A 26,831-nucleotide genomic window follows, 5' to 3' on the forward strand; every position below is an offset into this window, starting at 1 on the left:
GGCCTACAAACACTTGAAGCGGTCGCTTTGCGCGACTTGCTTGCCGTGAGAATCCATCAGGCGGGCGCTGGCGGACAGCCCCTCGCTCGACGTATTTATCTGGTAATGCTCACCTGCCTGAAAGTCGCTGTATTGAAGATGCCCCATGCAAGTGGGCTCAACCGAGCTGCCATCTGCCCCGGTCAGCAGCGTCATCTGCAGGCGATGAGCGCCAGGCTTGACCTCGAAATAGCGACCATCGTTGACTCGCCGGCCATCGACCCGATCCGCCAGCAAACTGCTGCTCGAGGGTTGTTGCAGACCAATCCAGGCTTCGCTCGGATCGGACTTGGGGACCGGCCCCGCACAGGCGGACAACAGGCCGACCAGACCAAGACTTGAAATCAGTAACAGGGGTTTGAATGTCATTGAAGAAAACCTCGCAAGTGACAGCCGATGTCGTCGGCAGGGTTGAAAGCAGCCCATCGGCTTGAGCGTCAGAGTGGCGAGACAGGCAGGTGCAGACAAATGAATTCAGGTGAAAGGATTTTCAGGAAATCGGTAAAAGTTTCTTCATCCCGATGAAGGCAAATTGTTAGTTTGCAACCGCAAGACTGCCGAGGATTGCAACTCAACTCCTCGGAGGTTTACGGCATGCTCGGGCTGGTAAAGACTGCACTGCTAAAGCCCTACACGTTTATCGTGCTGGCAATTTTCATCTGCATCATCGGGCCCATGGCTGCGCTGCGCACACCTACCGATGTCTTCCCCGACATTGGCATTCCGGTGATTGCAGTGGTCTGGCAATACAACGGACTGGCCCCGCAGGATATGGCCGGACGGGTGATCTATACCTATGAGCGCTCCCTGAGCACCACGGTCAACGACATCGAACATATCGAGTCGCAATCGCTGCCGGGCATGGGCATCGTCAAGATTTTCTTCCAGCCAGGCGTCGATATCCGTACCGCCAATGCCCAGGTTACGGCGGTGTCACAGACAGTCCTGAAACAGATGCCCCCGGGGATTACCCCGCCGCTGGTCCTGAACTACAGCGCCTCCACGGTGCCAATCCTGCAGATGGCGTTCTCCAGCCCGACCCTGTCGGAAGCGAAAATTCGCGACCTGGTGCAGAACAATATCCGCCTGCCACTGACGTCGGTCCCGGGCTTGGCGATCCCCACCCCCATGGGCGGCAAACAGCGCCAGATCACTCTCGACCTCGACCCTCAGGCGCTGGCCGCCAAGGGGCTCTCGGCCCAGGACGTGGGTAACGCGTTGGCGGCTCAAAACCAGATCATCCCGGTGGGTACCGCCAAGCTCGGCCCCAACGAATACACAGTGCTGCTCAACAACAGCCCGCAAGCCATCGACGAACTCAACGACCTGCCGATCAAGACGGTCGACGGCGCGCTGATCACCATCGGCCAGGTGGCCCACGTGCGTGACGGCTCACCGCCACAGACCAATATCGTACGGGTCGACGGCCGACGCGCCGTGCTGATGCCGGCCCTGAAGAACGGCAACATGTCCACCCTGTCGATCATCGACGGCATTCGCCAGATGCTGCCGCGCATCAATGAAACCCTGCCGCCATCGCTCAAGACTTCACTGCTGGGCGATGCTTCGGTGTTCGTCAAACAGTCGGTGGGCAGCGTAGCCCGGGAAGGCATCATCGCCGCCTTGCTGACCAGCGCGATGATCCTGCTGTTTCTTGGCAGCTGGCGTTCGACCCTGATCATCGCTGCCTCGATTCCGCTGGCGGTACTGTCGGCCATCGCCCTGCTGGCCGTCAGCGGCCAGACCCTGAACGTCATGACCCTTGGAGGGCTGGCGTTGGCGGTGGGGATTCTGGTGGACGATGCCACGGTGACCATCGAGAACATCAACTGGCATCTGGAACAAGGCAAGGCCGTGAAGACCGCGATCCTCGACGGTGCGAAACAGATTGTCGGTCCGGCCTTCGTGTCGTTGCTGTGTATCTGCATTGTGTTCGTGCCGATGTTCCTGCTGCAGGGCATCGCCGGATACCTGTTCCGGCCGATGGCCCTGGCGGTGATCTTCGCCATGGCCAGTTCGTTCATCCTCTCGCGGACGCTGGTGCCGACCCTGGCGATGTTCCTGCTCAAACCCCATGTGCCCGAGCAAGGTCCGGGGCATCACCCGGAAGATGAATTCATCAATCATCATGAGGGCGAACATCACCACACGCCTCGGCATCCATTGCTGCAAGCACTGCTGAATTTCCAGCAGGGGTTCGAACAACGATTTTCCAACCTGCGGGACACCTACTACGGACTGCTGGAACTGGCTCTGGAATACCGCAAGCGGTTCCTGTTGGGATTTCTGGCCTGTGTCCTGGCTTCCTTTGCGCTGCTACCGAGCCTGGGCCAGGACTTTTTCCCGGCCACCGACGCCGGTGCGCTGTCTTTGCATGTGCGCTTGCCACTGGGCACGCGGATCGAGGAAAGCGCTGCGGCCTTCGACCGGATCGAAGCACGCATTCGCGAGATCATTCCGGCCGAGCAACTGGACACGATCGTCGACAATATCGGTATCCCGCTGAGCGGCATCGACATGGCCTACAGCAACAGCGGCACCATCGGTCCACAGGATGGTGACATTCAAGTGACCCTCAAAACAGAACACAGCCCCACCGCCGACTACGTGAAGCGGCTGCGCGAGGTCTTGCCCGAAAGTTTCCCCGGCAGCCATTTCGCTTTTCTGCCGGCGGACATCAGCAGCCAGATCCTCAACTTCGGCGCACCGGCGCCGCTGGACGTGAAAATCTCCGGACCCAATAGCGATGCCAACCGGGCCTATGCGGTGGAGCTGGAGCGGCGGCTGCAACATGTAGCCGGGATTGCCGACCTGCGAATCCAGCAGTCCACCGGTTATCCGTCGCTGCAAGTCAAGGTCGATCGACTACGGGCCAACGGCTTGGGCATCACCGAGCGTGACGTGACCAACAGCATGGTCGCGTCCCTGGCCGGCAGCTCCCAGGTCGCGCCGACCTTCTGGCTCAACCCGGCCAACGGCGTGTCGTATGGAGTGGTCGCGGCCACCCCGCAATATCGCCTGGACAGCCTGCCATCGCTGGAAGCCTTGCCGGTCACCGGCAGTGACGGCCGCTCGCAGATCCTCGGCGGCCTGGCGAGTATTTCCCGGGTGCAGAGCGAGGCGGTCGTCAGCCACTACAACGTCATGCCGACCCTGGATCTGTACGCCAACGTGCAGGGCCGTGATCTCGGCGGCGTGGCCAAGGACATCCAGAAAGTTCTGGACGACACCGCTTCCTTGCGCCCCAAGGGCTCGGTGATCAGCCTGCACGGGCAGATCGACGCCCTGCATGAAGCCTTCAGTGGGCTGAGCTTCGGCTTGCTGGGTGCGGTGGTGCTGATCTATCTGCTGATCGTGGTCAACTTTCAGTCCTGGGTCGATCCGTTCGTGATCATCACCGCCCTCCCCGCGGCGCTCGCCGGGATTGTCTGGATGCTCTTTCTCAGTGGCACCTCGTTATCGGTGCCGGCACTGACCGGGGCAATCCTCTGCATGGGGGTGGCTACCGCTAACTCGATTCTGGTGGTGAGTTTCTGTCGCGAACGCCTGGCGGAACATGGCGATGCCCTCAAGGCAGCGCTGGAAGGCGGCTACACGCGCTTTCGCCCGGTGTGCATGACGGCCCTGGCGATGATTATCGGCATGCTGCCGCTGGCCCTGTCCGAAGAACAGAACGCACCACTGGGCCGCGCCGTCATCGGCGGCCTGATCCTCGCGACCACTGCCACTCTACTGTTCGTTCCGGTGGTGTTCAGCCTGGTCCACGGACGTCAATCTCGCGCTATTGCTGAAGAAAATTTTGCTGGAGAAAGCTCTCATGTCGCCTGATCAAAAACCTTCGCGCAAACGTCTGATGCTGGTCGGTGTCGGCGGCCTGACCCTGGCCGCGCTGCTGGTCGCCAACGGCCTGGCTGCCCGCACCCGCCATGAAAAAGCCGTTGCCGCCTGGACCGAAACGGCGGCCATGCCCTTGGTCAGCGTGTTCCAGCCGCAACAGAATGTGCATGGCGACAGCCTGCGTCTGCCGGCGCATCTGGAAGCCTGGAGCAAGGCACCGATTCATGCCCGGGTCAGCGGCTACCTCAAGGACTGGAAAACCGACATTGGTACTCCGGTCAAAGCCGGGCAGATCCTCGGCGAAATCGACAGCCCGGACCTCGATCAGCAGGTCGCGCAGACCCATGCACGGCTGATCCAGGAGCAGGCCAACGCACGCCTCGCCGAAACCACTGCGACCCGCTGGCAAAACCTGCTGGCGACGCATTCGGTGTCGCGTCAGGAAGCCGATGAAAAACGCTCCAACGCCACAGCGGCCAAGGCCAACGCCCAGGCCGCCGCCGCCGATTACGCCCGGCTCTCGGCGCTGGAAGACTACAAAACCATTCGCGCCCCGTTCGCCGGGACCATCACCGCTCGCAACACTGACATCGGCCAGTTGATCAAGGCTGACAGCGACAGCGATCCGGAGCTGTTCGACATCGCCGACACCCATCAGCTGCGCCTGTATGTGCCGGTGCCGCAGAACTACGCCAGCGTGATCCGTCCCGGCATGCAAGCCGAATTGATTGTGCCGGAACACCCCGGCCAGTGCTTCAGCGCCAGGCTGATCGGTGACTCCACCGCCGTCGACCGCCGCTCCGGGACCTTGCTCGCACAGTTTGTCGCCGACAATCCGGACGGGGCGTTGCTGCCCGGCGATTATGCCGAAGCCACTCTGCAGATTCCGGCCGACACTCATGGCGTGAGCATTCCCGCCAGCTCGCTGATCTTCCGCGCGCAGGGCACTCAAGTGGCAGTGCTTGACCCGGACAACCATGTGCACCTGCGCGAGATTCATATCGGTCTGGACCTGGGCGCACGGCTGGTCATTGACCAGGGCTTGAAGCCTGCCGACCGTGTCGTCGACAACCCACCGGACGCGTTGCGTGAAGGCGACTCCGTACAACTGGCCGACGCTGGAGGTTCTCATGCGCCCAAGGCTTGAACCTCTCGCCGCAGTGCTGTCCATGGCGCTGACTCTGCAGGGCTGTTCGCTGGCGCCAAGCTACAAGGCGCCGCCGATCGACTTGCCCGCGCAATACCGCGAACAGACCAGCGACGGTCCCTGGCACATGGCCAAACCCGCCGAACAGCTGTCTTCGCAATGGTGGCAGTTGTACCGGGACCCGCGTCTGGACAACCTGCAACAGCAACTGCTCAAGGCCAACCCGGACCTGGCGGCAGCCCTCGCGCACTTTGATGCAGCGCAGGCTTATGCCGGCCAACTGCATGCCGGGCTGTTCCCACAGGTCACCGCCAGTGCCCAGCCGCTGCGCCAGCGCCAGTCGGACAACCGACCATTACGCGGGGCCAGCCAACCGTCGGTGTACAACAGCAATACCGCAGGCTTTGCATTGAGCTTCGACCTCGACCTGTGGGGGCGGATTCGCAACCAGGTGGCCGCAGGCGATGCCCAGGCCCAAGCCTCTGCCGACGACCTCGCCGCCGCTCGTTTGAGCTTGCAACGTCAACTGGCAACGCTGTATGTCCAGCTCAATGGCCTCGATGCCCAGAGCAAGATCCTCGCCAGTTCTCTCGATGATTACGGCCAGGCATTGCAACTGACCCGTGACCGCTATCAGGGAGAAATCGCCTCGGAACTCGATCTGACCCGAGCCCAGAGCCAACTGGCCGAGGCCAAGGCACAACTGGACGATGTCCGCGCGCAACGCAATCTGACCGAACATGCGATCGGTGAGCTGGTTGGCCAACCGGCCAGTGATTTCCATCTGGACGCAAACAGCCAGGCCTTGAATCTGCCATCGATACCCGGCGCGCTTCCAAGCACCTTGTTGCAACGGCGCCCGGATGTCGCGGCAGCCGAGCGAAGAGTCTTTGCCGCCAACGCCGGCATTGGTGTCGCCCGAGCGGCCTGGTACCCGGACTTCAGCCTGACGGGGCTGCTTGGAGGGCAAACCGCCGGCAGCGGCAATCTGCTGGCTGCCGGCAACCGCTATTGGGCGCTTGGGCCGTTGGTCAATCTGCCGATTTTCGACGGTGGTCGCCTTGATGCCAACGAGCGTCAGGCCAAGGCCGAATTTGAAGAAGCGGCCGCCCATTACCGCAGTCAGGTGTTGCGAGCGGTACGCGAAGTCGAAGACAACCTCGCGCAAATGCGTGACCTGCAGCGTGAGGCGGAGGATGAGCAGGCAGCCGTACATGCCGCGCAAACGACTCAGACGTTGGCCATGAACAGCTATGAAGCCGGAGCCGTGAACTATCTGGACGTAGTGACCGCACAAACCTCGGCCCTGCAGGCACAACGACGTTTGCAGGATCTGCAGACCCGGCAGTTGCAGGCGAGCGTTGGATTGGTCGTGGCGTTGGGTGGCGGTTGGAGCAACGGCAGCTGACCGACAGTCGAGATTGACGCTGAATGTACCGGCCCTATCGCGAGCAAGCTCGCGAGAGCCATTGCCCACGCACCGCCAATCTCGAAACTGACCGTTCCCACCCAATCCCCGTATAATCGCGGTTTTTCTCGAAGGGCACCCCGCTCGTGGCAAACAAACGGTACAGCTGCATCGGTTTGTATAACCCCAAATCACCGGAGAACGTCGGTTCGGTGATGCGCGCCGCCGGCTGTTACGGCGTGGCGTCGGTGTTCTACACCGGCAAGCGTTATGAACGCGCCCGTGACTTTGTCACCGACACCAAGAAAATCCACCACGACATTCCGCTGATCGGCATCGACGACCTGAAGAAAATCCTCCCGCTGGGCTGCGTCCCGGTGGCGGTCGAGCTGGTCGATGGCGCCCGTTCGTTGCCCGAGTACACCCACCCGGACCGTGCGCTGTACATCTTCGGGCCGGAAGACGGTTCGCTCGATAAAGAGATTCGCGAGTGGTGCGAAGACGTGGTCTACATCCCGACCACCGGCTGCATGAATCTGGCCGCTACCGTCAACGTGGTGCTTTACGACCGCATGGCCAAGGGCAATAACACCCGTTCCGGTCCAAAATTTCGCTGATACGCTGAGCGCGGGATGGAACAAGACGGCCGACCGCACAGTCAGCTGTATAGCCATTGCCCTTGAGGAGACAGATCATGAGCGACATCAAACGCGTAGAACCCACGCGGCTCCAGACGCCACCGACGCAAAACGTCCAGGGCTGGGAACGCATCGCGAGCACGGCCGGCGGTGTGGTGATGATCGGCAAAGGCCTGCGCCGTGGTGGCGTGTTCGGGTTGATCGAGGTGGCGCTCGGCGGTGTAGCCCTGGCCCGCGGTATCACCGGTCACAGTTCGGCAAAAAGCTTCTTCGAAAAAAGTCGTCAGGACATGAACAACGTCCGCTCGAAAATCGAACGGGCCGGTGAAGAACTGAAAAACCTGAAAACCAACGAAGATAAATGATCGTTCCCACGCTCCCGCGTGGGAACGATCAACAGCGTTGATCAGGCCGTCAGCGAAGCAACTCGGTGTCCAGCACTTTCGACGGTTCCCCGATAATGCTCTCGGCCAACACCACAAACTCTTTGGTGCTCACCCGCCCGAGGTCCATGGCGCCGCGCAACATGTCGTCCAACGAACGCTTGTTACGGGTTTTCAAGCGAATTTCGCGGTCCAGCTCCTGTAGCAGCAACACCGCTTTGGCGAGCTGCGCCGCACTGAGCTGATCGCCGCGCAGGGTGCTGACATGATGGCTGGCCTTGGCCATTTTATCTTCCAGCACCTGATAACGATCATCGCTCATGCCGCCGGCACGGCGCAGCAGTTCAATCGCGTAGTACTCGGCAAAGCCTTCATTGATCCAGTCACTGCGATCACTGTCCTTGATTCGCCCCAATACCTGGGCCAACTCACGGAGCAACGGGCTGCTGCCGCTTTCGCTGACCAACGGCAAATGACTGTGCAGATAAATCGATTCGTGCCCGGCCAGGCTGCCGCGCCACATCGGGTCGGCGGCTCCCACAATCAGCAGCTTGCCGGGATGACGCGGATACAGCGCCTGCACTTGCGGCCAGACGAAGGTCAGCAGCGTCAACACGTCCATCCGGTGCATGCCCTGCCCTTGCGGCGAGGCGACCGTGACTTCGGTTTCGCCCAGGCGTGTGCGACGACTGCCCAGGTTGCCGGCGAGCATCCAGCCCGTAGGCCGGTCGAGCCGTCGAGCAACGTTGTCGATGCGAAAGCGGTTCTTGCCGACCCGCGGCCAGGAAGTCTCGACGCTTTTCCAGCCTTCCGGCAATTCGAACTCCAGCCGCGACACCAGCTCGACACCGTCCTGCTGATCCAGGCGCGCCGCCGGGACCAGGTCATCGCCACGCATCAACGCCCAATTCGGCGTCATGCGGGTATCGAAACTGGAATTCTTGAAGGTGTGACTGATGCGTACCCGGTAGGTCAGGCTGGCCTTGTCAGCGCCCGGATGCCAGACGCCACGCGCCGCGTTGCCCGGCATGAGTTGCCACTGACCATCGGCCTTGAAGTCGCTGTACTGGCTGCCATCGCCCAGATCAAAATCCAGGCTGTGCACCGCCGAGCCACGTGCCAGGGTCAAGCGCACTTCAGCCTGATCGCTTTGCGGCAATAATCGTACGTGGTAATCGAGATCGACTTTTTTTGCCGCCCATACCGGTGAACTCAGCACCAGCAACGACAAAACCATCGGCAGCTTCAACCCAACAGCCATACACACTCCTTCGTGATTTGCTCGTACTACGACAGGTGCTTAACCCGCCCGGAAAATCAGATGATCTTCCCAATCATCCTCAGCCACGCTGCCTTCGGCGAGCATGCGCCCGGACTGGGAAATGCGCTCGTGGTGCACGGCATCCCGATCGCCGCAGACCAGGTGATGCCAAAGCGGCAAGTCCTTGCCCTCACTGACCAAGCGGTAACCGCAGGTCGGTGGCAGCCACTTGAACTGGTCGGCCTTGCCCGGCGTGAGCTGGATGCAGTCCGGCACCGAGTCGCGACGGTTCGCGTAGTCGGTGCACTGACAGGTTTTCAGGTCCAGCAGTTTGCAGGCGATGCGCGTGTAGTAGACGCTGTTGTCTTCTTCGTCCTCAAGCTTTTGCAGGCAGCACAGGCCACACCCGTCGCACAACGACTCCCACTCCTCTTGATCGAGTTGTTCGAGGGTTTTGCGTATCCAGAAAGGTTCGACTTTGGCGGCCATGGCTCAAGCATCAACATCAGGTGGTGAAAAGGCCGCCAGTCTAGTGCCCCAGCCCCTGCGGGCCAAGTGCTGGCGACTGCCGGTAGAACAGAACTTGTCAGTTATGCCGCCGCGAAGTAGCTTTGCGAGTCGCAACGACCCATGCCAAGGTGCCATTAACGCTCTACCGCGTTGCATTCAGGGCAATTACCCCGGGTCTGAACAACCTCACTGCCCAGCTCAACTGCGCGCGTCGGTTTTTACTCAACTTTTCCTTCATAAACGTAGTCAGGAAACTCGTCCATGAGCGCTAATCCCCGCGTTGCCGAATATGCCATTCACCCACAGTTCACTGATCGCTGGTCGCCGCGAGCCTTCACCGATGAAAGTATCCCTGAAGAAACTCTGCTGAGCTTTTTCGAAGCGGCTCGCTGGGCACCGTCGGCCTACAACTCGCAGCCATGGCGTTTTCTCTACGCGCGCCGCGACACGCCGAACTGGGAGCGTTACCTGGGTCTGCTGAACGAGTTCAACCGCAGCTGGGCGCAACACGCCTCGGCCCTGGTGATCGTGATCTCGAAAACCACCTTCACCGCGCCAGGCGCCACCGAAGAAACCGCCGCCCTGTGGCACACCTTCGACACCGGTTCCGCCTGGGGCCATTTGGCGCTGCAAGCCTCTATCAGCGGCTGGCACACCCACGGCATGGCCGGTTTCGATCAGGAGCTGACCCGCAAGGAGCTGAATATTCCTGAAGGTTACGCGCTGCACGCGGCAGTCGCGATCGGCAAGCTGGGTGACAAGGCAACTCTCGCGGATTACCTGCAAGCCCGGGAAGTCCCAAGCCCGCGTCGCCCATTGAGCGAGCTGGCGGCTGAAGGCGACTTCACCCTCTGAAGGTTGAGATGATCGTTCCCACGCTCCCGCGTGGGAACGATCTTGCTTCTGGGGTTAGTAGCCCCGTGTGAAATCCACTTCACCGCGCAACGCTTCACCGGCCTGATACGCCCGCAGATTCTCGACAAACAACTGCACCATCATCGGCGGTGAGGTGGGTGCCGAGCTGTGGCCGGTCAGCAGCAAGCCCCAGGCGGTCCAGAATGGATGGCGCTGCGGCAACGGTTCCTGACGGCAGACGTCGATCACCGCACCCGCCAGATGCCCTTCTTTCAGGGCCTCTACCAGATCCGCATCGACTACCGCCACGCCACGCCCGACGTTGATGAACAAACTGGTCGACTTGAACTGCTTGAACAACGCGGCGTTGTACAGATCGTGAGTGTTCGGCGTATTCGGCAGCAGGTTGATCACGTAATCGACTTCACCGACCAGGCGCCCCAGATCCTCCAGCCCTGCGACTTCAATGAACGGCGCCTGCTCGCGCGGCGAACTGGCGATCCCGTACAGCTTGACGCCAAAAGGTACCAGGAACTGCGCCACGCTCTGACCGATGTCACCGGTACCGACGATCAGCACCTTGCGCCCCGCCAGGCTCTGGCCCAGACGGTTATCCCACTTGCGCTCGACCTGGCTGACCAGTCGCGCCAGCACTTCGCGCTCATGGCCAAGCATGTAGGTCAGCACATATTCAGCCATCATCTGACCGAAAATCCCGACCGCACGGGTCAGCCGGTAGTGGCGTGGCAAGCCGTCGGCGAGCAACGGTGTAATACCGGCCCAGGTCGATTGCAGCCACTGAGGCTCATGACCTTGACGCAACAGCGTCGCCAACAGGTCCGGCTGGCCGAGCCATACCGGGCAGTCGGCGGCCAGGCTGGCCAATTCAGCGGAGTCGCCGCTGGTCAGTACTTGCAGTTCAGGCGCGGCCTGACGCAACAGTTGGGCATATACAGCGTGGTCGTGTTCGGCAATCAGAACGCGCATGGTTCAAACCTTCAAAAACAGTGCACAAGACCGCCGAAGAAGTGTTTCTCCCTCGCTCGCGGCCCTCGCCAAAATATTCAATTCCATTGCTTCCAGAGGCTCTGGACAGAGCCCCTACAGATATCCGTCAAACCGGATCATTGCGTCGTAGCAGCTCTTCCGGCAAGTGCTCGATGTACTCGTCTTCGGCCGGTGGCATTTGCAGGTGATAGCCCTGCTTGTCGAGGTTTTCCAGGACCACCGTGATGTCTTCGCGCGAGAGTTTGCGCTCGGGGGTCAGCACCAGGTCGAAGGCGTGATGCGGTTTGCCGAACGCCAGCAGCAGGTTCTCCGGGACGCGCTCCAGTGCATCGCTTTTGAGCACATAGAGGTACATCTCGTTTTTCTTCAGGCTTCGGTAGATAGAGCAAATACGTTTCAAGGCTGTTCTCCGGCAGTGGCCAGGCAGTCGAGCAGGGCCTGGCCCATCAATTCGCGGCGCCAGCCACGCAGCGAATCAGGCAATTGGTAAGGGCCCTCGGGGAAGCCGCTCTTGAGCAAGGCTTCGAGGGTTTTCTTGCGCAGCATCAGTTCCGGGGCAATGTTCAAGCGTTCAGCTTCGACCTGACCGAGCGCCCGCAGACGCTTGACCAGTGCCGCGGCTTCCACCGGCAAGGGCTCTGGCACCGCTGGCGGCCACTGGTCTGGTGGGACACTGCCCGCTTGCTTGATCAAGCCCAGCAGAAACTCACCGTCCTGGCGCACGGTGCGCGGGTGCATGTCTTCGATTTTCGCCAACGCGCCGAGATTATCCGGCTGGGTGCGTGCCAGCGGCCACAACGAATGCTCACGCACGATGCGGTTGCGCGGCAGATCGCGGGCACGGGCCTCGTGCTCGCGCCAGGCGCAGAGTTCGCGCAGTACGGCGAGTTGGGCGCGGGACAGCTTCCAGGCCAGCTTGGCCTCGCGATACACCTCGTAAGGGTCGACTTCGCGGCGCAGGTTGGCCACCAGTTCGGCGCCATCTTCCAGGACCCAGGCGTACTTGTCGTCTGACAGCTTCGGCCGCAGACGCACGAAAACCTCCGCCAGATGCACGGCATCTTCGGCGGCGTAGCTGATCTGGGTTTCCGAAAGTGGACGTTGCAGCCAGTCGGAACGGGTCTCACCCTTGGGCAGGTCGATGCCGAGCACTTCCGACACCAGACGCGAGTAGCCCATGGAGAAGCCGAGGTTCAGGTAGGCAGCCGCCAGTTGCGTATCGAACAATGGCGCCGGCAGGCTGCCGGTCAGGCGCAACAGGACTTCGAGGTCTTCGCTGCAGGCGTGCAGCACTTTGACCACTGCCGGGTTTTCCAGCAATTGGGCCAGCGGTTGCCAGTTGTCGATCGTCAGCGGATCAATCAGGAAAGCCCGCTCGCCATCGCCAATCTGCAACAGGCCGGCGATCGGATAAAAGGTGTCGACCCGCATGAATTCGGTGTCGAGGGCGACGAACGGCAACTGCTGCCATTGGGCGCAAAACTGACCGAGGCTATCGTTGTCGCGAATCCAGTGAATATCGATGGCCACACGGCTCTCCCTTGAAGAATGGCACGCAGTATATATCGGCCCCGGCGATTTCCGCGCACTGACTGAGCAAGCGCTTGAGCGAAACTCCCGCTGCTCGAGAAGAATAGGACAGCTAGTCGGCTTTATGCAGCACGTAGACTCGCGGCAGGTCGCTGCCAGGCAAGGTGTCCAGGTATTTGAGCGTCTTGAAGCCCGCTTGCCGGAACTCTGCCTCAAGCTCGGCCTTGGTTGCCAGTTGATGCGCTTGTGCATCCTCGCCGAACCGCGCACGCAGCTTGAAGTACCCGTCTCGCTGTACCGACACGATCAGCGCGTCGCGACTGACCCGGTGAAACTCACGCAGTATCGCCAGGCGATGTTCACTGTTTTCGATGTGCTGAAACAACCGCATGCAAAAAATGCAATCCACGGCGTTTTCCGGCAAACCGATGGTGAATGCCGAGCTCTGAAAGGTTTTGACCCGTTTGAGCAGCTCGGCCGGATGATGAGTCTGGGCGTGGTTGAGCATTTCCTGGGACGGGTCGCTGGCGAGAATCACCCGGTTGGTGTGTTCGGCCAGCACCGGCCAGTTACCCCCTGCCCCGCAGGCCACATCGAGAATCAGCCCCGGTTCGCCGGCCACCTTGAGTGCGCGCCGCACCAGTCGCTTGCCACGCCACTGCAAAAACCGCTGCACCAGCCCACGGGGATGCGGCTGGAGGCAGACTCGAGCGTGCTCCTGATCGTAGCGTCGAGCAAATTCGTGCTCGACTGAGGAGGGGGGTTGCGCAGACATAACTGGCGACTCTTGATAAAGGAAACGACTGACTGGCGACAGGTTATCAAGCTTCGCGTGAAAAAAAGGTTTAATCCAGTGGCTGGCGACCGCACCCGTTCACTGAACACTGACCAGCGCCCGGAATGCCTCACTCGCCGCGCTGCGATAAGCGCCCTTGCGACTGAGCAAGGCCACCGTGCGTTGTGGCAACGCCGGTTGCAGCGCCAGCGGACGCAACCCCGGTAGTTCATGGGCGATGGCCTCGGGGAGAATGGTCGCCAGTTGCCCGCGACGAACGATCTCGACAATCGCGCTGATGGAGTTGGCTTCGATGGCGACGCGTGGCGCGATGCCTTGCTGTCGGTAATACAGATCGATGTGCTGACGGGTTGCAAAGTCGCCACTGAGCAACACCAGCGACTGCTGGCCCAGCGCCCGTGCATCGAGTGATTGCTGTCGGACAAACCCCGGGTGCGTCTCACTGACGACCAGACTCAAGGTTTCGGCAAACAGCGTCTGGCTGTCGATGTCCGCCAGGTGACTGCCGGTGAACGCAATGCCGAGGTCCAGTCGGTCTTCGGCCAGCGCGGTCTCGATCTGGTCCTGGGTCATCTCCTCGACGCTCAGGTTGAGACCCGGGTACAGGCTGTTGAAACGCGCCAGCAACGGGCCGATCAGGTAAGCGGTGAAGGTCGGCGTCATGGCCAGCCGCAACGAGCCGCGTGTCAGGTCCTGAACGTCGTGCATCGCGCGTTTGGCCGCCTCCAGGTCCTGCAAGGCCAACCGCGCATAACGCACATACGCCTCGCCGGCATCGGTCAAACGCACCGTGCGCCCGGAGCGATCGAACAACGGTGCACCGAGGACATCCTCAAGTTGCTTGATCTGCTGCGACAGCGTCGGCTGCGAGACATGCAATGCCTCGGCAGCCCGAGTGAAGTTGCGGTGCTCGGCGACCGCGAGCAGGTAGCGAATATGGCGTAACAGCATGGCACTCCAACTATAGGTACTACTTATTGAAACTATAATAAGCCGGTCTTGGACGCTATAGCTGAAAACTTTCATCCTTGCCCCCATCAACGACGCAAGGAGAACACGCCATGCAAGACATCATCGACGGCTTCCTGAAGTTTCAACGCGATGCGTTCCCGGAACGCAGCGAACTGTTCAAGCAACTCGCCACCACCCAAAGCCCTGGCACATTGTTTGTCACCTGTTCCGACAGCCGCGTCGTCCCGGAGCTGCTGACCCAGCAAGAACCCGGTGACATGTTCGTCATCCGTAACGCCGGCAACATCGTGCCGTCCTACGGCCCGGAGCCGGGCGGTGTGTCGGCCACCGTCGAATACGCCGTCGCCGTGCTCGGGGTCAGCGACATCGTGATCTGCGGACACTCCGACTGCGGCGCAATGACCGCCATCTCGACCTGCAAATGCCTTGATCACCTGCCCGCCGTCGCCAACTGGTTGCGGCACGCCGAGTCGGCCAAGGTCGTCAACGCCGCTCGTACTCATGCCTCGGCGCAAGCGCGCCTCGACTCGCTGGTCCGGGAAAACGTGGTCGCCCAACTAGCCAACCTCAAGACCCACCCCTCAGTTGCACTGGCCCTGGAACAGGGGCGCCTGAACCTGCACGGCTGGGTCTACGACATCGAAAGCGGATCGATTGCCGCGCTGGACGGGGCGACTCAGCGCTTCGTTTCGCTCGCCGAACACCCGACGACCTGTGCACTGCCTCGCAAACAGCCAAACGCTGCCTAACCCCTATTTTTTACGTATCGAAAGAGGAAATCACCATGCTGCAATCTCAATTCGCTCAAGCCCCACGCCTGGCCCTCGCCGACACCATCATCGACGCCAAGGCACGTAAAAACCTCTCGTGGCAGGACCTCACCGACGGCACCGGCCTGAGCCTGGCGTTTGTCACCGCCGCCCTGCTTGGCCAGCACCCGCTGCCGGCTGATGCGGCCGAGGTGGTCTGCGCCAAACTCGGACTGGACCAGGACGCCAGCCGCCTGCTGCAAAGCGTGCCTCTGCGCGGCAGCATCCAGGGCGGTATCCCGACCGATCCAACCGTCTACCGTTTCTACGAAATGCTGCAAGTGTACGGTTCGACCTTGAAGGCGTTGGTCCATGAACAGTTCGGCGATGGCATCATCAGCGCCATCAACTTCAAACTGGACATCAAGAAAGTCGAAGATCCGGACGGCGGCTCCCGCGCAGTGATCACTCTGGACGGCAAATACCTGCCAACCAAACCATTCTGACAAAAACGCCATAGCCCGCCCCCGCAAGGTGCCACTGACCTGCAGGAGCGGGCTTGCCTGCCAACGCGCGAAGCGCACGCCGAGCCTGTTATTTAATTTTTAAATACGACACATCACTTTCTGAGTTGCCGACTTCCCCCCCGCCCCGCCTAATCCAGACCTTGTCTCTCAAGGTTTCATCATGGAAAACGTTCGCGCCACCTCCCGTCCCGCTGTCTGGCTGATGATCGTCGTGATGATTCGCGATCAACTGGGCAGTTTCGAATGGGCCTGGTGGTCACTGACGGTAGTGATGCTGTTGATGGTTCTGATGGTGTTGCGCTTTGACCCACGGCATTACGCCAAACACATTGATTGATCAGGGACACACCGATGAAACACACCAGTTTCGCCTCCGCCAACGCGGGCATGTTGCTTTGGGCGGTGTTGGTTGCCGCGTCGTTTTTTGCCGCCGCCGAGGTCAGCCAATCCATCGACCCGATCCTGCTGACCGGCCTGCGGCTGCTGTTTTCGGCATTGGCGTTTCTGCCGATGCTGCTGCTCAACCGCAGTACCGCGATCACCGCCAAAGGCCTTGTCAGTCACGCCTGGCTCGGGCTGTTGCTGGCCATGTATTTCGGCTCGTTGTTTGAAGCGCTGCGCTACACCTCGGCGGTCAACACCGGCACCCTGTTTACCCTGGTGCCGTTGATGACGCTGTGCTTCGAGGCCTTCCTGATACCTGGCAACCGTTCGAAAAGCCGCTTGCTGCCGATGCTGATTGCGGCGGCCGGTGCGCTGCTGCTGATCCTCAAGAGCACAGGCCCCGGCGAAGTTCCTTCGCTCTACGCGGTGTCGGTGTTCGGGGTTGGCTGCCTGGCGATGGCACTCTATTCACCGCTGAGTCAGCGCTTCAAGGCGCACAGCCTCAAGGGCCGCGGACCTGTGGTGATGACGTTCTGGAACATGCTCTTCGGCTCGCTGTTCCTGTTCGCGTTCAGCCTGGCCAATGGCGGCTGGCGATCCGGTGCCCTGTTGTCCGCCCACGATCTGTTCTGGCTGGTCTACCTGGCGCTGTTCGCAACCCTGGCAACCTTCTGGTTGCTGCACCGGGCGATCGGGGTGATTGCACCGTCCACGGTCATTTCCTACGTCTACCTCAGCACGTTGTTCATCACCGTGTTCCATTGGTTCTGGCTGGCGCAGCAACCGCTGATGCTGGAAGTCGTGGGGGCCTTGCTGGTGGGCATCGGGATGCTCGCGCTGGTGATGTCCAGTCGTCGCGCACTTCCGGTAACTGCGTAAACACGCCAGCTAAAGGCTGAAGGTGCTCACCCGCCTTCGGCCCGGATTGCGACAGACGTCGCATTCGCTACAACTTCTGTCCCACACTTGTCCGTGAATAATCCTACGAGCCATTCTCCTAGGACGATCGTTCCGTTAGCATCACTCGCACACGTTTGCGCACAACTTGCGCAACGAGCGGAGTGAGGCAGTACGGATGCTGAACAGTAACTTGCTTAGAAAGCTCGACATGCAGGACCTCATGGTGTTCATCGCCGTGTATGAGCAAAGCAGCGTCACCGGTGTGTCTGAAGCGCTGTTTGTCAGCCAGTCCACGGTGAGTTACTGCCTGAAGAAACTGCGCACCAGTTTCGAGGACGAGTTGTTCATCAATACCCGCACCGGTATGCGTCCGACCTACAAGGCCGGCACCATGTACGCACACGTGCAGAAGATTCTCGAAAGCATCAACCTGTGCCATGCCGGGGTTCAGGCATTCGACCCGACGCAGCAAGCCGTGACCTTCAATATCTGTGCGCCGGAATACTTCGAACAGTTGATCCTGCCGCGGCTATTGAAGAACTTCGACTTCGCCGACCTGCCGGTGATCGTCAATGTGCACAAACTCGAAACCGACATCCCCGCCGAAGAGCTGCGCGATGGCAGCCTCGACCTGGTGATCGGCTTCGGCCCGAACTTTCATCGCAGCCACACTGACTTCAGATCCCAGGTGTTACTTGAGGACGATCTGGTGTGCGTTTTCGATAAACGGGCGACGCCGCTGGAGCCTCGCATCAGCCTCAAAGCCTACCTCGAACGCCGTCACGTGTTCCCCACGCCATGGACGTCCACCACCAACATGGTCGACGGCTGGCTCGCCCAACAGGCGCACAAACGCCAGATCGTTGCACGCGCCAACAGCTATAGCGCTGCACTGAAGCTGATCACCGGGACTGACTTCATTCTGACCATGCCCCGGCGCATCCAGCACCTGCTGGCCAAAGACTCGGTCTTCAGCCATTGCGAGGCGCCAAACGGCGTACCTGGGTTCACCCTTGAGATGCATTGGAGTCAAACCCGCGAACTGGACAGCGCCAACACCTGGCTTCGCGAGCAAGTGGTCAAGGCCTGCACAGAACAGGGTTTTATCTGAGGGTCGGCGCGCAAAATATCAGTGACTGATGGCAGTCTTGGCGTAGGAATCGCGATCGATATCCAGAATCTCGACGCATAGCTGCACATCAACACTGGCAGGCCATTCGCAGAGATCCTGCACCACCGCCAACAGGCTTTCGGACAATTGCTTCTTGATCGCGGGTGAGCGCCCGCTCAGCAAGGCCAGTTTCACATGCACAAAAGCACGCTCATCCAACTCGGTCCCGACTCGGAATGCGCCGACCTGCACCGCACGGCTCTTGATATCGAACTCCTCGAACTGCCCGGACGCCACCAATGCGTTGTTCAAGCGCAATAACGCCACATCGGCATTGAGGTTCGGCAGGTTGGCGGTGTATTCCATGTGCAGGTGAGGCATTGCGATGCTCCTTGAGGATTGAACGAAGGGGCGTAGATATACCATAGAGCTCCCCCGCCCTCCCAACGCCTGGCGCGTCAATGCTCCTGCGCCGGTAGCGATTCACGCAGTACCCGCGTTTCCCACGCGGCTACCAGAATCATCACCGCGGTCGTCAGCCCTCCCAGGACCAACGCTGAAAACAGCTGATTCAGCGCCCCTGGCAATAGCGCGAGCAGCAGCGCCAGGCCCACCAGATGAGACAGCGGCGGCAAAATCCGATCGGCCATGACCCACTTGAACAATGCACACCCCAGCAAGAACAGCCAGGGCCCGGCGACGATCACGATGATCCCGGCATCGCTCGCATGCTCCGGATGCACCAGCACCAGCTCATCGGCCACCGCGCTGACGATGATCCCGGCAACGATCAACACATGCAGGTAGGTGTAGGCAATCCGCGCCTGCCGCCCAGGGTCGCTGGAATGTGCGATCCGGTGGTGAGCGCGCTCGGCGCCGCTGTCGAAGTACACCCACCACATGGCCACGCTGCCCAGCACGGCAATCAGAAACCCCGTCAGCACCTGCCAGTTCAGCACCAGATCGGCGAACGTTGCGCCGGTCACCAGCAACGACTCGCCCAAGGCAATGATCACGAACAGACCACAGCGTTCGGCCATGTGATTGCCCTCGACGTTCCAGTCGGCCAGCGTTGAACGGCCGAGCCCCGGCACCCAGAAGTACAGCGACGGCGAGATCAGCTCGATCAGCAATGCCAGCGCCCAGCAGGCCAGGCGCTGATCGCCTTCAAGCAACGCGCCGCTGATCCAGAACACCCCGGACAGCACCATCCACGCCAGAATTCGCTGGAAGTTGCGGGTCATGTTCAACGGCTCGCCACGCACCGCCCAGATCGCGAACAGCGTGCGGCCGACCTGCATGAAGACAAAGGCTGCGGCGAACATCACTCCACGCTCGGTAAAGGCCTTGGGAATCGATGACGACAGCAACAGGCCGGCAACCATCAAACCGAACAGGCCGAGGCGGATCGGCAACTTTTCGGGGTCGAGCCAGTTGGTGACCCAAGAAGTGAAGATCCACACCCACCACACCGCCACCATCATCAACGCAACCTGCACCGCGCCACCTAGCGTCAGGTGCGCGAGCAGGGAGTGGGAAAGCTGGGTGACGGCGAACACGAACACCAGATCGAAAAACAGCTCGATCATGCCAACCTTGCCACTGTCTTGACTGCCGCGCCCACGCAACAGAGAACGGGAACTGCTCATGGGGTGGATCTCCGGTCAGTCATCGGGAAAACACTGTCAGCAAAACAGCACTATGCCGGGCAAGCAAACCGCTGCCGGTTACCGTCCGAGCAACTTGTCGCTCTGTATCCCGGACACACCGCGCTCGCTCATGAAGGCTTCGAGCCGCGCACGCAGCCAGCGTTCGGCGGGGTCGGTATCGACGTGACTCAGCCAGACCATGGACAAGTCCAGGGTCGGCGTCTTGAACGGGAACGGTTCCATGAACAACTGACCCGAGGCGGCCATCGCCGCTGCCGCGTAGTCCGGCAGGCTGGCAATCAGGTCGGTCCCCGCGAGCAGGGCCGGCAAGGCACTGTATTGCGGCACCGAGAGCACCACCTGGCGCTTGCGACCGATCTCGGCCAGCCACTCATCGGCATAACCACTGACATTGGCCGTGTGCGAAACCAGCACATGCGGCCGCGAACAGTACTCGTCTAGGGTCAGCGGCGTATCGCAGGCATCGGCGCGCAGTATGCAGGGCTGAATGTGCCGCAACAGTTTGCGCTTGGCATTGGCCGGCAGGCCGCGGGTCTGGCTGATGCCGACCGTGATGTCACCGGACGCGAGCAAGTCCGGGATCCGCCAGTAATCGACATGCTGAACCACGAACACCACTTGCGGTGCTTCCTGGCGCAATGCGCGCAACAGCGGTGGCAGCAAACCGAATTCGACGTCATCGGACAAACCGATGCGAAAGGTCATGGTGCTGCTGGCAGGATCGAAGTGGTGGGTCAGGCTCAACGCCGAGGACAACGCGTCCAGCGCCGGCGAGAGGTGTTGAATCAGTTCCTCGGCCCGCGCCGTCGGCTCCATGCGGTGGCCGACCCGGATAAACAGCGGATCGTTGAACATCGCCCGCAAACGGTTGAGTGCCGAGCTGATGGTCGGTTGCCCGAGAAACAGCTTCTCTGCCACTCGCGTCACGTTGCGTTCGAGCATCAGCGTCTCGAATACCACCATCAAATTGATGTCGGCCTTACGCAGTTCATTGCGGTTCATCAGCGGCTCCTGGCTCTCAAGACTTGGACCAGTTTAGAAAGGCCAGGGGGACGGCGTCTATCGACATGAGCGCTGTACGTGAACGAGAGGCTGCGACGGCTTACTGTACAGTCAGCGACTTCACTCCCAGGCCCATCACACGTGGATCTTCTCCAAGCCCCAATAGTTTCGGGCTGATCGCGTCGGGTAACTGCACATGAATACGCATCAGTGTGTCCCGGGCGATGGCTTCGTGGATGGCCGCAGTCAGGGGGATTTCGATGCGATTGTCCTGAATCCGGGTCAGACGTGTCGAAAAGGCTGGTACCCCGTTGATGGTAAAAACCACGTTCTGGCCAAGATGCATCGGTAGTACGAAGGCCAGCGCATCGATCACGATGGATTGAGCCTGAGGCGGAACCCGGAGCAGGATGTCGGCCTCCTCTCCCTCGGACCAAGTACCCCAGGTTTCCGGGGGCGACCAACCTTGGGCCAGATGAGGGGTCTTGTAGTTGAACCATTGTTGCTGCCCGAGTTTGATCAAAGGCACTGACTGCATCGAACGCCCTTCGTCCACGACCGGAAGGCATTGAGAGCATTGCTTCCAGCCCGGCGCAAGCACCACCAGACCGTCAACCCGCGCCAGCAGATCGGTCTCGCTATGGACGCTTTTCACCGCGTCGAGCATGGAGTTGTCATCAAGGATATACAGCGAGTCAGGGTCGTACTGCCCTGTCTCAAGCATCCGACTGGCCTTTTGCTGAGCCTGCTCAAGCGCAGTCGAACTCATCCGGCCGAGATAAGCGGTGTCCGTTTTCAGGCCATGGGTCGCGGCGTAGCTGGCGATAAGCTGCCACCTTTGCGGCTGGTTCTGCGGCTGCAAAGTACGAATGTTCGTGTAGTGGGAGGCGGCGCTGGCCCAGAACGGATCACGCAACATTGTCGGCCACTCGGCGGTCGGCGCCATCATCCTGCTCTGCCGCAGCCCCGCCCAACCGCTGCGGGTATCCACCACCTGAACAAACAAGGCCAACGCCAGCAGACACATCGCCGTGCGCGGCCGGTTGCCACGCACCACGAGGAAAATGACCGCAAACACAATGACGTAGAAAACCGGCCAGAACATCCGTCCCGACGCTCGGAAGATATTCGCCAATTTGACGATTATCCCCGGCAACGGGTAGTGGAAGTTGAGCAGGCCGACACCGATTTCGTTCGAGAGCGCAAACAGCGTCAGACACATCAGCGCCAACAACAGAATCGGCAGGCGGCGTACCGCACTGCCAAAGTCAGTTGTACGTCGCAGCAGCACGACGGCGGCGCAGATCGCCAGTAACAACGTCCCCGATCCGAGATAGTTGAAACCTTCGTAATCCCCACCGGCCTCTGGCAGGTCTGGCAGTATCGAAGACCAGCCGCTGGAATCAATCACTGACAACAGGTTCATGCGGTAAAAGCCAAAGCCACCGGAAGCCATGCCGTCAGCGATACTGAAATAACCCGCCTGCCAGCAGCACAGAGTCACCAGCAAAAACAGCACGAGCAGCTCGATAAGTGCTGTGCGCCGCGTCATCTGGCCTTTACGGGTTCTGCCCGCAAGATCGGCTACCCAAATCGAGGCAACCATCGCCAGCAAGTAAGCGTGCACCAGCGCCGTCGCGGCCAACAGCGAGCCCCAGGCCAGTCGACGCTTCTGCACACCGGGATGCAGCGCCAGGTAGAGGGCGGCGAGAATCAGAAAATGGCCAGAGAGGGACAAATGTCCCCCCATGCGCAAGAACATCGGCGGCGAAAACAGAAACAGACCGGTGCCCAGCAGCCTGAGTACGACACTCGGCGTCGCCAGCCCGAGTAACTTCCAGGCAAACCAGGCTTGCAGAACAAAACACGCCAACAGCCAGATACCGAAGTATTGAAACGTCCCGGGCAGCCACGAGCTGAAGGGTTTGAACAATAACGCCAGCAGCGGATTAGAGTCAGAGAAGATGACCGCGTTGCCTAGTTCCAAGCCGTAGGACGGGTTAAGACCGAGCGGAAACGTCCACGCTGAGTGCCGAAAAAACACCCACCCCAAGTAATGAGTCGCCGGATCGCCGCTTTCCAGCCAGGCAATGTTTTGCGGGTCCAGCGCCCGCGGCCCGATCACCATGAAAAACGCCACCACGCCCAGTAACAGGGGCGGCAATGCGACCGCCCAATGCTTGCCTGAAGCCTTCATCGATACGTCCAGAAGTTATGCAATACAAACGTAAAGGCCGGAATGGTCAGCGCCACGGCCCCTATCCCCAGCAAATAATGAAGCCCGGCCATTTGCGCGGCCCAGGCCACCAGCATCGCCAGTAGTAAACCGCCCCCCGAAACCATCATGAAGCGCACCAGCGTCCGGCCATGCAATCGGCTGGAAAAACTCCAGGTCGTGTTGATCACGTAAGAAACCACGGTCGCCACTGCAAATGCCACGCCGTTGGCCACGGGTGGCAGCGCCAGCACGTAGTTGATGAACAGCACGGCCACCACCGCATGCAGGGCCGTGACGAACAACCCGGTCACGGCAAAACGCAGGCCACGCTTGATCAAGGCTGTTTTTTCGACTGAGGTCACGGTTTCTGCGCCAGCACGAACACCGTCAGACCGGCCAGGCGGTTCGCGCCCATGAACGGCAGCTCGATGCTGCACAAGGTTTTGAGCAGCGTATTGACCAGAGGATGATGCTGCTTGAGCTGCGAGCTCGGCGGCGAAGGTTGCGCGCCTTTGGGCAACAGCCGCAGCGTCGCCGCAATCGGGAACACCAGACCGAAGTAGTAAGCCCCCTGCTTCACTGTCAAACCGGCGTCCCTGGCCACCGTTTCCAGTTGCGCCAGGGTGTAGCGGCGTTTGTGTTCAAGAAACTCATCGTGCCCGCTCCAGAGAAACTGAAACGCGGGCACCGTCATCAGAAAGCGACTGCCGGACGGGACTTTATCGACGTAGGCCTTGAGTAACCCGACATCGTCATCGACATGTTCCAGCACATCCATCAGCAGCACCAGATCAGCATCAACCGAGTCGATCGAGCGGCGGTAGTGCACCGGTTTACCGGCGGTGGTGGCGTCCAGGTCTGCTTCGTAGCTGATGTCCACGCACCAGGCCTCGGTGGCTGTCGTATGGGTCAGCAGATGATGGGAAAAAAATCCGGACCCGGCGCCTACGTCGAGAATTTTTTTGACTGGGGTATCGCCCAGCAGACGCGTCGTCGCCGCCGTTTTTGAACAGTAATACCAATGCTGGTCGATGCTTGAACCGAGGATGTCGGTTTCCTTGAGATCCATGCTCAGTCCTTTGCGTTATGGACACGACGCACCAGGAAAACCGGGCGGCGTTTTGATTCAATGTACGTTCTGCCCAGGTACTCACCCAGCACCCCGATGCCAATCAATTGCAGCCCCCCCAGAAAGGTTACGGCAACCATCAGCGAAGCGTAGCCCGGGACATCGATTCCCGTCAGCAACGTCCGCACCACAATGAAAGTAGCGAACGAAAAAGACACCACGGACACCAGCAGCCCCAGATAGGTCCAGACCTTGAGTGGGTCGGTGCTGAAACTGGTGATGCCTTCCAGCGCGAAATTCCACAAGCGCCAACCATTGAATTTGCTTTCCCCCGCCACCCGCTCCGGACGTTCGTAATCGACGTGGGTAGTCCGAAACCCGACCCAGGCGAACAAGCCCTTCATGAAACGTCGGGACTCCGGCAAGGTCTGCAAGGCATCGATCACGCAGCGGTCCATAAGCCGAAAATCACCGACATTTTTCGGCAGCGGCTGATCAGAGATTTTGTTGTGCAGGTGATAAAACCAGTTGGCGGAGGTTTGCTTGGCCCAAGAGTCGTTGTGACGGCTCACGCGATGGCCCAGCACCACTTCATAGCCTTCACGCCAGCGGGCGATCATCTGGAGGACGACTTCGGGCGGGTCCTGGAGATCGACATCAATGGGCACTACCACCTGGCCAGTGGCAGTCTGCAAGCCCGCGGTCAATGCCGCTTCCTTGCCGAAATTGCGACTCAGATCGACAATTCGCACCCGGGGGTCAGTCTTCTGACGCTCCAGAAGCAGCTCCAGCGTGGTGTCGGTACTGCCGTCATTGACGAACACCATCTCCAGACCGAGCAGCGCCTCATCCTTGAAGACGTCATTGATCCGCGCCATGAACAAATCGATGGTGGCTGCTTCATTAAAGACCGGAATGACGAGCGATAGCGCCACATGCTCGCCCCAATGCGTTCCATGCTGATGAGTCACTGATTGCTCTTTTTATAGTGATTTTTCTGCTATCCGAGATCGCCGACTAATCTCCAGCGCCATGAGCTGCGTGACATTAAGCAGGAGCGTAAGAGGTGACGCAAGGGCGAAATTGCGGCGATTCTGGCCATTCATTTACCCCCTTTCACCACCAGGTGGATGACCTGATTCACCAGACGCCGGGGCCGCGAAGCTGCCCGATGTGTCTGAGCAGCTCCGTTTCAACACACCAGCAGGTACGGCCTAGATTTCCTTCACCGACGTGTCGTTGTGGACGCTTTTGATCAAGTCGATCACGTGCAGGCAATCCGCCTTGTTGACGTACGACTCGCCGCTGGCAACCGTCTCGTGATTGGCCGCCCTTAAACGCCAGCGCCATTGGCCCTTCCCGGTAAGCGGGGTGCCTCGCGACTGCCTGTAAATCTCAAAGTACATGGTTCGCTCCTTGCGAGTGCTGATAACGACAGACTCCTGGTCTGTGCACGCAGAGTAGACGAGCGATTCAAGATTTAACGGCGATCAAAAGTAAGCAGACATTACCCAAAAAACCCTCCACCCCAACGAAAGCCAACAGACATTGAGGCCAGTAAAAAGGTTGACTGAACAGCGTCACTTTTCAGGAAATCGTACTTATTTTTCATACAGCGCCCAGGTCGCATTCATCCCGACCTGCTCAAAAAAAGCACGGAACAAACAGGATCGTTCCGTCTTTGCACCGCCCCCATACCTGTCTGCTGCAAAAGCTATCCGCCCGATGATGAGCACCATGGGTGGATATACCTCAAAAAAGTCGCTTTTTTGTTCATCACCCGCCAAGGGATAGTCCTGCCATCTCATCGATTTCAGGAAATACCCCATGCCGTCTCTAAAAGTTGAATATTTTCATGATGTTGTGTGTGGCTGGTGCTTTGTACTGGGCCCGCGTTTGAAAGCTTTGAGCGAAGAGTTCGATCTGGATATCCAGCACCGCAGCTTCGTCCTGCAATCGAACAACGCACAGATGATCCAGCGTTTCGGTTCGATGCCCAAGGCCAAGGAAGTGATCCTCCAGCACTGGGAACAGTGCGCCAAAGCCGAAGAGGTCAAGCGAATCAATATCGAAGGCATGCGCCAACAGGCGTTTGAATACCCCTCGGGCCTGCTGGCCGCCAAGGCCTGTCAGACCGCCCAGTCCCTGGCCGGTCCCAAGGCCCACGAGCTGATGTTTGACTGCTTGCAACACGCCCATCTGGTAGAGAGCCGCAATATCGGCAGCCTGCAGACCATCCTCGAAGTGGCCGAGGAGCAAGGCTTCAGCGCGGATTACTTCGCCGAGTACCTGGAACGGCACGCGCTGAGCGATCTGGAGAACGACCTCGCCCGAGGCCGCGCCCTGAACATCAGCTCGGTGCCGAGCCTGGTGGTCGAGGGACGGTGGGTGATTCCGGGGGCGCTGTCGCTGGACATGCTGCGCGGCAACTTCAAACAGATCCAGCAAGCCATTGCCGACAACCTGCCGATCGTCGAGGACAACTGAGATGAAAATGACTTATTGGCTCAGCGGCGGCACGGCGCTGGCAGCGGCGGCATCTACAGCGATGGCCCGGACACCCTGGCCCTGTGGCTGTCGAAGATCCTCGGTTTCATTGGCCTGACCCAGGTCAACTACATCTATGCCGAAGGCTTGGGAATGGGTGAAGAAAGCCTGGCCAAGGGCCTCAAGCAAGCGCGGCAAAAGATCGATCAGGCGAGTTACTGCGAGGCGTTTATGGTGTTCTTCAACGCCATGGATGAACTGGAAGCGCGTCTCGCGGGACTGTCATAAATTTTGTGTTCGGGCATAACATGTTGCAGAGGTGCATGTATG

General features: G+C 60.1%; 29 protein-coding genes and 1 pseudogene. 13 read left to right on the forward strand and 17 right to left on the reverse strand.

Annotated elements, in window-relative coordinates; translation table 11 throughout:
• Positions 1–3: 3 nt before the first annotated feature.
• Positions 4–408 carry a hypothetical protein gene (locus tag FPT12_RS05390; protein ID WP_145014975.1) on the reverse strand — a complete coding sequence of 135 codons (405 nt, stop codon included), beginning with the start codon at positions 406–408 and terminating at the stop codon, positions 4–6.
• Positions 409–633: 225 nt separating this feature from the next.
• Here FPT12_RS05390 and FPT12_RS05395 point away from each other — a divergent pair, with 225 nt between their 5' ends.
• The 5 genes from FPT12_RS05395 to FPT12_RS05415 all read left to right on the forward strand — a co-directional run bounded on the left by FPT12_RS05395 (position 634) and on the right by FPT12_RS05415 (position 7,434).
• A complete protein-coding gene (locus FPT12_RS05395) occupies positions 634–3,867 on the forward strand; it encodes an efflux RND transporter permease subunit (protein ID WP_145014976.1) in 3,234 nt (1,077 codons plus the stop codon).
• Positions 3,857–5,023, forward strand: a complete 1,167-nt coding sequence (locus tag FPT12_RS05400) for an efflux RND transporter periplasmic adaptor subunit (protein ID WP_145014977.1) — start codon at positions 3,857–3,859, stop codon at positions 5,021–5,023. The genes FPT12_RS05395 and FPT12_RS05400 overlap by 11 nt, the downstream gene beginning before the upstream one ends.
• A complete protein-coding gene (locus FPT12_RS05405; RefSeq protein ID WP_145014978.1) occupies positions 5,007–6,431 on the forward strand; it encodes an efflux transporter outer membrane subunit in 1,425 nt (474 codons plus the stop codon). Before FPT12_RS05400 ends, FPT12_RS05405 begins: the two co-directional genes overlap by 17 nt.
• Positions 6,432–6,577: 146 nt before the next feature.
• Complete coding sequence (locus FPT12_RS05410; protein ID WP_019692493.1) at positions 6,578–7,048, forward strand: RNA methyltransferase; 471 nt, start codon at positions 6,578–6,580, stop codon at positions 7,046–7,048.
• A 77-nt stretch (positions 7,049–7,125) separates the two neighbouring features.
• Positions 7,126–7,434: a DUF2892 domain-containing protein gene (locus FPT12_RS05415; RefSeq protein WP_145014979.1), complete on the forward strand. Its 309-nt coding sequence runs from the start codon at positions 7,126–7,128 to the stop codon at positions 7,432–7,434.
• Between the two features lie 49 nt (positions 7,435–7,483).
• On the opposite strand, the gene FPT12_RS05420 is transcribed toward FPT12_RS05415, so the two are convergent.
• Positions 7,484–8,713 carry a hypothetical protein gene (locus tag FPT12_RS05420; RefSeq protein WP_145014980.1) on the reverse strand — a complete coding sequence of 410 codons (1,230 nt, stop codon included), beginning with the start codon at positions 8,711–8,713 and terminating at the stop codon, positions 7,484–7,486.
• Positions 8,714–8,752: 39 nt separating this feature from the next.
• Positions 8,753–9,202: a YcgN family cysteine cluster protein gene (locus FPT12_RS05425; RefSeq protein ID WP_054596149.1), complete on the reverse strand. Its 450-nt coding sequence runs from the start codon at positions 9,200–9,202 to the stop codon at positions 8,753–8,755.
• Positions 9,203–9,484: 282 nt separating this feature from the next.
• Here FPT12_RS05425 and FPT12_RS05430 point away from each other — a divergent pair, with 282 nt between their 5' ends.
• Complete coding sequence (locus FPT12_RS05430; RefSeq protein ID WP_145014981.1) at positions 9,485–10,078, forward strand: nitroreductase family protein; 594 nt, start codon at positions 9,485–9,487, stop codon at positions 10,076–10,078.
• A 54-nt stretch (positions 10,079–10,132) separates the two neighbouring features.
• On the opposite strand, the gene FPT12_RS05435 is transcribed toward FPT12_RS05430, so the two are convergent.
• From FPT12_RS05435 to cynR, 5 genes are all read right to left on the reverse strand, one after another.
• Positions 10,133–11,065: a D-2-hydroxyacid dehydrogenase gene (locus FPT12_RS05435; protein ID WP_145014982.1), complete on the reverse strand. Its 933-nt coding sequence runs from the start codon at positions 11,063–11,065 to the stop codon at positions 10,133–10,135.
• A 127-nt stretch (positions 11,066–11,192) separates the two neighbouring features.
• Positions 11,193–11,486 (reverse strand): YcgL domain-containing protein, encoded by a 294-nt coding sequence (locus FPT12_RS05440; protein WP_019692499.1) that lies wholly within the window; start codon positions 11,484–11,486, stop codon positions 11,193–11,195.
• Positions 11,483–12,616, reverse strand: a complete 1,134-nt coding sequence (rnd, locus tag FPT12_RS05445; protein WP_145014983.1) for a ribonuclease D — start codon at positions 12,614–12,616, stop codon at positions 11,483–11,485. The genes FPT12_RS05440 and rnd overlap by 4 nt, the downstream gene beginning before the upstream one ends.
• Positions 12,617–12,728: 112 nt before the next feature.
• The gene (locus FPT12_RS05450; protein WP_145014984.1) at positions 12,729–13,391 is read right to left on the reverse strand and encodes a class I SAM-dependent methyltransferase; all 663 of its coding nucleotides are present in this window, start codon (positions 13,389–13,391) and stop codon (positions 12,729–12,731) included.
• A 99-nt stretch (positions 13,392–13,490) separates the two neighbouring features.
• The gene (cynR, locus tag FPT12_RS05455) at positions 13,491–14,363 is read right to left on the reverse strand and encodes a transcriptional regulator CynR (protein ID WP_145014985.1); all 873 of its coding nucleotides are present in this window, start codon (positions 14,361–14,363) and stop codon (positions 13,491–13,493) included.
• 110 nt (positions 14,364–14,473) lie between these two features.
• Between cynR and FPT12_RS05460 the strand changes: the two genes are divergently transcribed.
• From FPT12_RS05460 to FPT12_RS05480, 5 genes and pseudogenes are all read left to right on the forward strand, one after another.
• Positions 14,474–15,133, forward strand: a complete 660-nt coding sequence (locus FPT12_RS05460) for a carbonic anhydrase (RefSeq protein ID WP_145014986.1) — start codon at positions 14,474–14,476, stop codon at positions 15,131–15,133.
• Between the two features lie 35 nt (positions 15,134–15,168).
• The gene (gene cynS / locus FPT12_RS05465) at positions 15,169–15,639 is read left to right on the forward strand and encodes a cyanase (protein WP_145014987.1); all 471 of its coding nucleotides are present in this window, start codon (positions 15,169–15,171) and stop codon (positions 15,637–15,639) included.
• A 223-nt stretch (positions 15,640–15,862) separates the two neighbouring features.
• A pseudogene (locus FPT12_RS05470) lies at positions 15,863–15,997 on the forward strand (MFS transporter); the annotation flags it as partial.
• A 14-nt stretch (positions 15,998–16,011) separates the two neighbouring features.
• Positions 16,012–16,923, forward strand: coding sequence for a DMT family transporter (locus FPT12_RS05475; RefSeq protein ID WP_145014988.1), 912 nt, complete (start codon positions 16,012–16,014; stop codon positions 16,921–16,923).
• A 196-nt stretch (positions 16,924–17,119) separates the two neighbouring features.
• Entirely contained in the window at positions 17,120–18,055 is a 936-nt protein-coding gene (locus FPT12_RS05480; protein ID WP_145014989.1) for a LysR family transcriptional regulator, read from the forward strand.
• An 18-nt stretch (positions 18,056–18,073) separates the two neighbouring features.
• Here the strand turns inward: FPT12_RS05480 and FPT12_RS05485 are convergent, their stop codons facing one another.
• The 9 genes from FPT12_RS05485 to FPT12_RS05525 form a co-directional block, all read right to left on the reverse strand.
• Positions 18,074–18,436 carry a 5-carboxymethyl-2-hydroxymuconate Delta-isomerase gene (locus FPT12_RS05485; RefSeq protein WP_145014990.1) on the reverse strand — a complete coding sequence of 121 codons (363 nt, stop codon included), beginning with the start codon at positions 18,434–18,436 and terminating at the stop codon, positions 18,074–18,076.
• 77 nt (positions 18,437–18,513) lie between these two features.
• Positions 18,514–19,704, reverse strand: coding sequence for a low temperature requirement protein A (locus FPT12_RS05490; protein WP_145014991.1), 1,191 nt, complete (start codon positions 19,702–19,704; stop codon positions 18,514–18,516).
• A 78-nt stretch (positions 19,705–19,782) separates the two neighbouring features.
• Positions 19,783–20,727 carry a LysR substrate-binding domain-containing protein gene (locus FPT12_RS05495; protein ID WP_145014992.1) on the reverse strand — a complete coding sequence of 315 codons (945 nt, stop codon included), beginning with the start codon at positions 20,725–20,727 and terminating at the stop codon, positions 19,783–19,785.
• Positions 20,728–20,827: 100 nt separating this feature from the next.
• Positions 20,828–22,924 (reverse strand): DUF6311 domain-containing protein, encoded by a 2,097-nt coding sequence (locus FPT12_RS05500; protein ID WP_145014993.1) that lies wholly within the window; start codon positions 22,922–22,924, stop codon positions 20,828–20,830.
• A complete protein-coding gene (locus tag FPT12_RS05505; protein ID WP_145014994.1) occupies positions 22,921–23,307 on the reverse strand; it encodes a GtrA family protein in 387 nt (128 codons plus the stop codon). The genes FPT12_RS05500 and FPT12_RS05505 overlap by 4 nt, the downstream gene beginning before the upstream one ends.
• On the reverse strand, positions 23,304–24,014 hold the full coding sequence (locus FPT12_RS05510; RefSeq protein ID WP_145014995.1) for a bifunctional 2-polyprenyl-6-hydroxyphenol methylase/3-demethylubiquinol 3-O-methyltransferase UbiG: 711 nt from the start codon (positions 24,012–24,014) through the stop codon (positions 23,304–23,306). The genes FPT12_RS05505 and FPT12_RS05510 overlap by 4 nt, the downstream gene beginning before the upstream one ends.
• 2 nt (positions 24,015–24,016) lie before the next feature.
• On the reverse strand, positions 24,017–24,985 hold the full coding sequence (locus FPT12_RS05515; protein WP_145014996.1) for a glycosyltransferase family 2 protein: 969 nt from the start codon (positions 24,983–24,985) through the stop codon (positions 24,017–24,019).
• Positions 24,986–25,228: 243 nt separating this feature from the next.
• Complete coding sequence (locus tag FPT12_RS05520) at positions 25,229–25,420, reverse strand: DUF1508 domain-containing protein (RefSeq protein ID WP_145014997.1); 192 nt, start codon at positions 25,418–25,420, stop codon at positions 25,229–25,231.
• 195 nt (positions 25,421–25,615) lie between these two features.
• On the reverse strand, positions 25,616–25,843 hold the full coding sequence (locus tag FPT12_RS05525) for a hypothetical protein (RefSeq protein WP_145014998.1): 228 nt from the start codon (positions 25,841–25,843) through the stop codon (positions 25,616–25,618).
• Here FPT12_RS05525 and FPT12_RS05530 point away from each other — a divergent pair.
• The gene (locus FPT12_RS05530; RefSeq protein ID WP_145014999.1) at positions 25,842–26,501 is read left to right on the forward strand and encodes a DsbA family protein; all 660 of its coding nucleotides are present in this window, start codon (positions 25,842–25,844) and stop codon (positions 26,499–26,501) included. The genes FPT12_RS05525 and FPT12_RS05530 overlap by 2 nt on opposite strands.
• Positions 26,502–26,516: 15 nt before the next feature.
• Complete coding sequence (locus tag FPT12_RS05535; protein WP_145015000.1) at positions 26,517–26,789, forward strand: hypothetical protein; 273 nt, start codon at positions 26,517–26,519, stop codon at positions 26,787–26,789.
• Positions 26,790–26,831 lie beyond the last annotated feature (42 nt).

Origin of the sequence: Pseudomonas sp. H3(2019) (assembly GCF_007713465.1) — a bacterium.
Lineage (GTDB): Bacteria > Pseudomonadota > Gammaproteobacteria > Pseudomonadales > Pseudomonadaceae > Aquipseudomonas.

What these genes read in the sequence shown, in the direction of transcription:
- FPT12_RS05390 (WP_145014975.1), bottom strand. Translation starts at nt 408, where the DNA reads ATGACATTCAAACCCCTGTTACTGATTTCAAGTCTTGGTCTGGTCGGC.
- FPT12_RS05395 (WP_145014976.1), top strand. Translation starts at nt 634, where the DNA reads ATGCTCGGGCTGGTAAAGACTGCACTGCTAAAGCCCTACACGTTTATC.
- FPT12_RS05400 (WP_145014977.1), top strand. Translation starts at nt 3,857, where the DNA reads ATGTCGCCTGATCAAAAACCTTCGCGCAAACGTCTGATGCTGGTCGGT.
- FPT12_RS05405 (WP_145014978.1), top strand. Translation starts at nt 5,007, where the DNA reads ATGCGCCCAAGGCTTGAACCTCTCGCCGCAGTGCTGTCCATGGCGCTG.
- FPT12_RS05415 (WP_145014979.1), top strand. Translation starts at nt 7,126, where the DNA reads ATGAGCGACATCAAACGCGTAGAACCCACGCGGCTCCAGACGCCACCG.
- FPT12_RS05420 (WP_145014980.1), bottom strand. Translation starts at nt 8,713, where the DNA reads ATGGCTGTTGGGTTGAAGCTGCCGATGGTTTTGTCGTTGCTGGTGCTG.
- FPT12_RS05425 (WP_054596149.1), bottom strand. Translation starts at nt 9,202, where the DNA reads ATGGCCGCCAAAGTCGAACCTTTCTGGATACGCAAAACCCTCGAACAA.
- FPT12_RS05430 (WP_145014981.1), top strand. Translation starts at nt 9,485, where the DNA reads ATGAGCGCTAATCCCCGCGTTGCCGAATATGCCATTCACCCACAGTTC.
- FPT12_RS05435 (WP_145014982.1), bottom strand. Translation starts at nt 11,065, where the DNA reads ATGCGCGTTCTGATTGCCGAACACGACCACGCTGTATATGCCCAACTG.
- FPT12_RS05450 (WP_145014984.1), bottom strand. Translation starts at nt 13,391, where the DNA reads ATGTCTGCGCAACCCCCCTCCTCAGTCGAGCACGAATTTGCTCGACGC.
- cynR (WP_145014985.1), bottom strand. Translation starts at nt 14,363, where the DNA reads ATGCTGTTACGCCATATTCGCTACCTGCTCGCGGTCGCCGAGCACCGC.
- FPT12_RS05460 (WP_145014986.1), top strand. Translation starts at nt 14,474, where the DNA reads ATGCAAGACATCATCGACGGCTTCCTGAAGTTTCAACGCGATGCGTTC.
- cynS (WP_145014987.1), top strand. Translation starts at nt 15,169, where the DNA reads ATGCTGCAATCTCAATTCGCTCAAGCCCCACGCCTGGCCCTCGCCGAC.
- FPT12_RS05475 (WP_145014988.1), top strand. Translation starts at nt 16,012, where the DNA reads ATGAAACACACCAGTTTCGCCTCCGCCAACGCGGGCATGTTGCTTTGG.
- FPT12_RS05480 (WP_145014989.1), top strand. Translation starts at nt 17,120, where the DNA reads ATGCTGAACAGTAACTTGCTTAGAAAGCTCGACATGCAGGACCTCATG.
- FPT12_RS05485 (WP_145014990.1), bottom strand. Translation starts at nt 18,436, where the DNA reads ATGCCTCACCTGCACATGGAATACACCGCCAACCTGCCGAACCTCAAT.
- FPT12_RS05490 (WP_145014991.1), bottom strand. Translation starts at nt 19,704, where the DNA reads ATGAGCAGTTCCCGTTCTCTGTTGCGTGGGCGCGGCAGTCAAGACAGT.
- FPT12_RS05495 (WP_145014992.1), bottom strand. Translation starts at nt 20,727, where the DNA reads ATGAACCGCAATGAACTGCGTAAGGCCGACATCAATTTGATGGTGGTA.
- FPT12_RS05500 (WP_145014993.1), bottom strand. Translation starts at nt 22,924, where the DNA reads ATGAAGGCTTCAGGCAAGCATTGGGCGGTCGCATTGCCGCCCCTGTTA.
- FPT12_RS05510 (WP_145014995.1), bottom strand. Translation starts at nt 24,014, where the DNA reads ATGGATCTCAAGGAAACCGACATCCTCGGTTCAAGCATCGACCAGCAT.
- FPT12_RS05520 (WP_145014997.1), bottom strand. Translation starts at nt 25,420, where the DNA reads ATGTACTTTGAGATTTACAGGCAGTCGCGAGGCACCCCGCTTACCGGG.
- FPT12_RS05530 (WP_145014999.1), top strand. Translation starts at nt 25,842, where the DNA reads ATGCCGTCTCTAAAAGTTGAATATTTTCATGATGTTGTGTGTGGCTGG.
- FPT12_RS05525 (WP_145014998.1), bottom strand. Translation starts at nt 25,843, where the DNA reads ATGGGGTATTTCCTGAAATCGATGAGATGGCAGGACTATCCCTTGGCG.